This is a genomic window from uncultured Rothia sp. (genome assembly GCF_937976295.1).
Taxonomy (GTDB): Bacteria; Actinomycetota; Actinomycetes; order Actinomycetales; family Micrococcaceae; genus Rothia.
This window is the reverse complement of sequence record NZ_CALJRY010000192.1, coordinates 1-5,357: the sequence shown is the minus strand read 5'-3', so window position 1 is coordinate 5,357 and position 5,357 is coordinate 1. Positions and strand designations below refer to the sequence as shown.

The following is a 5,357-nucleotide window of genomic DNA, read 5'->3' as shown; positions in this document are numbered from 1 at the left end:
AAAAAAAAAAAAAAACAAGGTTAATCTCAGCATGCTTAACTGAAATGTTACCTGTGAGGTAAGGTAAACTGGATAGAGTAAAATATGTGTGTTTGTGCACACTTGAGCTATGAGAAGAGTGAGTAAATATAAATATTAGAGAAGATTTTTTTTTTTACTTTTATCTATTCTAATTTGAATGTTAAATATTAAAACATTGAGACTTGATTATACACATTATTAATTTTTACACATTAGTTCTTGAGTTATGCTAGGCATAAAGTAACAAGATAACTCAAATTACAATTTCTAGATTCTTCATTTTAAAGTGTGAAAAATGCATTGAAAGAAAAAGTATGTACTTAAATATTATATTTTCAGTATTGTCTATAAAGTATTTGACACTTTTATAGGATGTGAATTGAACAGTTAAACAACAGCAATTGGACTAAATTTAGCATTAAATGTCTCTATAAAAAATGTATTTTTTTGTTTCTTTCAGAGCCTTTAAGAAAATTATGCAACAAGAAATAATCACAGTATTCTTAACTAAAATTTTGATTTAATTTTTAGAAACAACCTAATGTTTTCATCCAGTTACTCTTTTCCTTGAACTTGAACAGCCCTTTCAGCTATAGGTCTTTGCACTCTCATAGCTTGCTGGTTTTGAGTCTGTCATCCAGCCTATGAGTTCTCTGTAAAAGAGACTGTGTTAGATTTTCAGCTGACCATTGGCACATGCTACAAGCTCAAAAAATAAAATGACAGAGTAAATGAACAAAATAAAGATTTGTGAATATTCATGTATTTGGTGATCTACATTTTATCTTCTATTTTAAATCTCTATATATTCTTTTATTTTATGTACAAAGCCTTTACTCCTAGTTATGTCAAGAATAGAGAAACTTTTCACAGGACTTAATCTGTCTACCAGGTCTAGAGGCACAATACTGAGGATATTACAAATCTTTTGCTTTCAAAAGTATGAGAAAATAGAGAAACTGAAGGACATCCTGAAGCACAAAACATCTAAGGAAATATATGATGCTATTAAACTTCCTAAGCGTGCCACAAAAGGATCAGCCGGCTATGATTTCTATGCTCCCTATTCTTTTGTGCTGGCTCCCGGAGAAACAGTTACTATTCCTACAGGTATAAGAGTAAAAATGAATCCTTCCTGGGTTCTTACTATTTTTCCTAGATCCGGATTAGGATTTAAATATAGACTTCAGCTTAATAACACTGTAGGCATTATAGATAGTGATTATTTCTATTCAGATAATGAAGGGCATATGTTTATAAAACTTACAAATGACTCAAAAGAAAATAAAACTCTTTCAATCAATCAAGGTGAAGGATTTGCCCAAGGAATTTTCTTTACATATGGTATCACTGAAGATGACAGCACTTCAGAAACAAGAAATGGCGGATTTGGTTCAACCAGCAAGAAATGAATATAGTAATCTGGAGGAACTCCTTTGGAGTTCTTTTTTTTTATTGGATTGGATATGAAATCATACAAAAAAAGAGGGGGATGCCCTCTCTCTGCCCGGCAGCGTGCTCCTTTCGCCCTCTCGGACTATCTTCGCCGCTGTGATGCTTAACTTCCGTGTTCGGTATGGGCAACGGGTGTGTCCATCACGCCTTCACCACCGGATCTCTCGACGGTCCCTCAAAACCGGATTCCATACTTCTCGCTCTCTGACTCTCTCTCCGGTCAGGTCCTCGGCCTATTAGTGCCGGTCCGCTCAGCACGTCACCGTGCTTGCACTCCCGGTCTATCCACCTCGTCGTCTTCAAGGGGCCTTACCCTTTCGGTGGGAGGTCTCATCTCGGAGGGGGCTTCGCACTTAGATGCCTTCAGCGCTTATCCCTTCCGGACTTGGCTACCCAGCTGTGCCGCTGGCGCGACAACTGGTCCACCATCGGTCCGTCCGCCCCGGTCCTCTCGTACTGGGGACAGCTCTCCTCAGACCTCCTGCGCCCACGACAGATAGGGACCGAACTGTCTCACGACGTTCTGAACCCAGCTCGCGTACCGCTTTAATGGGCGAACAGCCCAACCCTTGGGACCGACTACAGCCCCAGGATGCGATGAGCCGACATCGAGGTGCCAAACCTCCCCGTCGATGTGAACTCTTGGGGGAGATCAGCCTGTTATCCCCAGGGTAGCTTTTATCCGTTGAGCGACGGCCCTTCCATTCGGCACCGCCGGATCACTAAGCCCGACTTTCGTCCCTGCTCGACCTGTCTGTCTCGCAGTCAGACACCCTTATGCCTTTGCACTCGCTGCATGGTTTCCATCCATGCTGAGGGTATCTTTGGGCGCCTCCGTTACTCTTTAGGAGGCGACCGCCCCAGTCAAACTGCCCGGCTGGCACTGTCCCGTCGCCCGTCTCCGGCGTCCGGTTAGAGCCTAGATGCGCCAAGGGCGGTATCCCAACATCGGCTCCCCCTGCGCTTGCGCGCCGGGTTCTCTGCCTCCCGCCTATCCTGTACATCACGCACCCAGGTCCAATGCCAACCTGCAGTGAAGCTCCATGGGGTCTTTCCGTCTAGTCGCGGGCAGCCTGCATCTTCACAGGCACTAAGACTTCACCGAGTCTGCAGCCGAGACAGCGCCCAAATCGTTACGCCTTTCGTGCGGGTCAGAACTTACCTGACAAGGAATTTCGCTACCTTAGGACCGTTATAGTTACGGCCGCCGTTTACTGGGGCTTCGGCTCGGAGCTTCGCTTTCGCTCACTCCTCCCCTTAACCTTCCAGCACCGGGCAGGCGTCACCCCCTATACTTCGGCTTGCGCCTTCGCAGAGAGCTGTGTTTTTGGTAAACAGTCGCTTGGGCCATTTTTCTGCGGCTCGCCTCTCAGCGAGCACCCCTTCTCCCTAAGTTACGGGGTCATTTTGCAGAGTTCCTTGGCTGCAGTTCTCTCGCTCACCTCGGGATTCTCTCCCTGCCCATGTGTGTCCATTTTCGGTACGGGCCGTATGTCGTTATTGCTAGAAGCTTTTCCTGGAAGATGCTCCTCGGTTTTCCGTACTTGCCTCAGCTTTCCGTATGCGTCACGCCTTCCCCTTATCAGAAACCGGTTTTCCCTGGTCTCCGGGTCTCTCGCTTACACCGGCTCTTCCGTCCGCCGGCACCGCCTTGCTTCTCCGTCACTCCTTCACCGCCATACGGGTACGGGAATCTCCACCCGTCTTCCATCGGCTGCGCCTCTCGGCCTCACCTTAGGTCCCGACTCTCCCAGGGTGGACGAACCTTCCCCTGGAATCCTTGGGCAATCGGTGTGTGGGATTCTTACCCACATTTCGCTACTCACGCCGGCATTCTCTCTTCCATGCGCTCCAGCCGCCCTTCCGGTCTGCCTTCGCCGCTGCATGGAACGCTCCCCTACCGCAGTCTCCTGCCCAGAGCTTCGGTGTCATGCTTAGCCCCGGTAAATTATCGGCGCGGAGTCATTCGACTAGTGAGCTGTTACGCACTCTTTCAAGGATGGCTGCTTCTGAGCCAACCTCCTAGCTGTCTGCACATCTCCACTTCCTTTTCCACTTAGCATGCACTTTGGGACCTTAGCTGCTGGTCCGGGCTGTTTCCCTCTCGTCTACGGACCTTATCACCCGCAGACTGACTGCCGCGCTTCTCCTCTGGGAACATTCGGAGTTTGATTATGCTCAGTACCGCGGGATGCGGCCATCGCATATTCAGTGCTCTACCTTCCCCAGCCACCGCGCGACGCTAGCCCTAAAGCTATTTCGGGGAGAACCAGCTATCTCCGGGTTCGTTTGGAATTTCACCCCTAGCCACAGGTCATCCGCCAACGTTTCAACGGGGGTCGGTTCGGTCCTCCATCGGGTCTTACCCCGACTTCAACCTGCCCATGGCTAGCTCACCCGGTTTCGGGTCTGCCCCGCGCGACTTCCGCCCTCTTCGGACTCGCTTTCGCTCCGGCTCCGCATCTTCTGCTTAACCTCGCCGCGCACGGCAACTCGCCGGCTCATTCTACAAAAGGCACGCCATCACCCTCTTGCGGGGCTCTGACTTCTTGCAGGCATATGGTTTCAGGTTCTCTTTCACTCCCCTCCCGGGGTTCTTTTCACCTTTCCCTCACGGTACTCGTTCGCTATCGGTCGCGCGCTAGTGTTTAGCCTTTCGGGATGGTCCCCGATGCTTCCGGCAGGATTCCTCGTGTCCCGCCGTACTCAGGATCTCTGCTCGCTTCCTCGCTTGCGCCTTCGGGTACGGGTCTCTCACCCTCTCCGGATGGGCTTCCCTGCCCATTCCCCTGACGCCTTCAATTCCGCTCTTCGCAGCTCCTTCTACCCCGCATCTCTGCGGTTTGGGCTCGTCCGCTTTCGCTCGCCGCTACTTACGGATTCTCTTTTGATTTCTCTTCCTACAGGTACTCAGATGTTTCACTTCCCTGCGTCTCGCTCCTGCGGGGCCCCTTTCGTTCGCCCCGCCGTGCTCCCCTCTTAGAGGAGCGGGTTCCCCCATTCGGATATCGCCGGATCTTTGCCTGCCTGCGGCTCCCCGGCGCATTTCGCCGCTTGCTGCGTCCTTCTTCGCCTTCGCGCGCCTATGGCATCCGCCATACGCCCTTTCTTTCCTGACCTTCTCTTGTCTTTCTTCTATGAGCTTGAGTTCTCTGCTTTTTCTTTTCTTGCTGTTTCTCTTGCTTTTCTCGTTTCTTAGCTTTTTGCCCACAACAGATTTCAGACTCTCTTCTATCATCTCTGATCTCTTCTCTGAATTCTCTGTTATGTGTTTCGCAGAAAGTCTGATCTTCCGATCAGCCTTCCTTCTTGCTTGAAATATGTTATCCGGTTTTCAGGGACCCTCCCTTGAGTGTCTGAACACTCATAACCAAGTAGAAACGCTCTCTTCTCCCTAGAAAGGAGGTGATCCATCCCCACGTTCCCGTAGGGATACCTTGTTACGACTTCACCCCAATCATCAGCCCCGCCTTCGACAGCTCCCTCCCCTTACGGGGTTGGGCCGCCGGCTTCGGGCGTTGCCGACTCTCATGGTGTGACGGGCGGTGTGTACAAGGCCCGGGAACGTATTCACCGCAGCATGCTGATCTGCGATTACTAGCGATTCCAGCTTCGTGCAGCCGAGTTGCAGGCTGCAGTCCGAACTGTGAACGGGTTTCTGGGCTCCGCTCCGCCTCGCGGCTTCGCCTCCCTCTGCTCCGTCCATTGTAGCACGTGTGTAGCCCAGGCCATAAGGGGCATGATGATTTGACGTCATCCCCGCCTTCCTCCCCCTTACAGGGGCAGTCCCGCCAGAGTCCCCATCCTTAATGCTGGTAACTGGCGGCAGGGGTTGCGCTCGTTGCGGGACTTAACCCAACATCTCACGACACGAGCTGACG

1 protein-coding gene and 3 rRNA genes are annotated in these 5,357 nt (G+C 50.5%); 1 reads left to right on the top strand and 3 read right to left on the bottom strand.

Annotated elements, in window-relative coordinates:
- Positions 1-866: 866 nt before the first annotated feature.
- On the top strand, positions 867-1,433 hold the full coding sequence (locus tag Q0216_RS05390; RefSeq protein ID WP_298593559.1) for a dUTP diphosphatase: 567 nt from the start codon (positions 867-869) through the stop codon (positions 1,431-1,433).
- Between the two features lie 93 nt (positions 1,434-1,526).
- Here the strand turns inward: Q0216_RS05390 and rrf are convergent.
- The 3 genes from rrf to Q0216_RS05375 form a co-directional block, all read right to left on the bottom strand.
- A 5S ribosomal RNA gene (rrf, locus tag Q0216_RS05385) occupies positions 1,527-1,636 on the bottom strand.
- A 56-nt stretch (positions 1,637-1,692) separates the two neighbouring features.
- Positions 1,693-4,595 (bottom strand): 23S ribosomal RNA (locus tag Q0216_RS05380).
- Positions 4,596-4,874: 279 nt separating this feature from the next.
- Positions 4,875-5,357 (bottom strand): 16S ribosomal RNA (locus tag Q0216_RS05375); the annotation flags it as partial.

What these genes read in the sequence shown, in the direction of transcription:
- Q0216_RS05390 (WP_298593559.1), top strand. Translation starts at nt 867, where the DNA reads ATGTCAAGAATAGAGAAACTTTTCACAGGACTTAATCTGTCTACCAGG.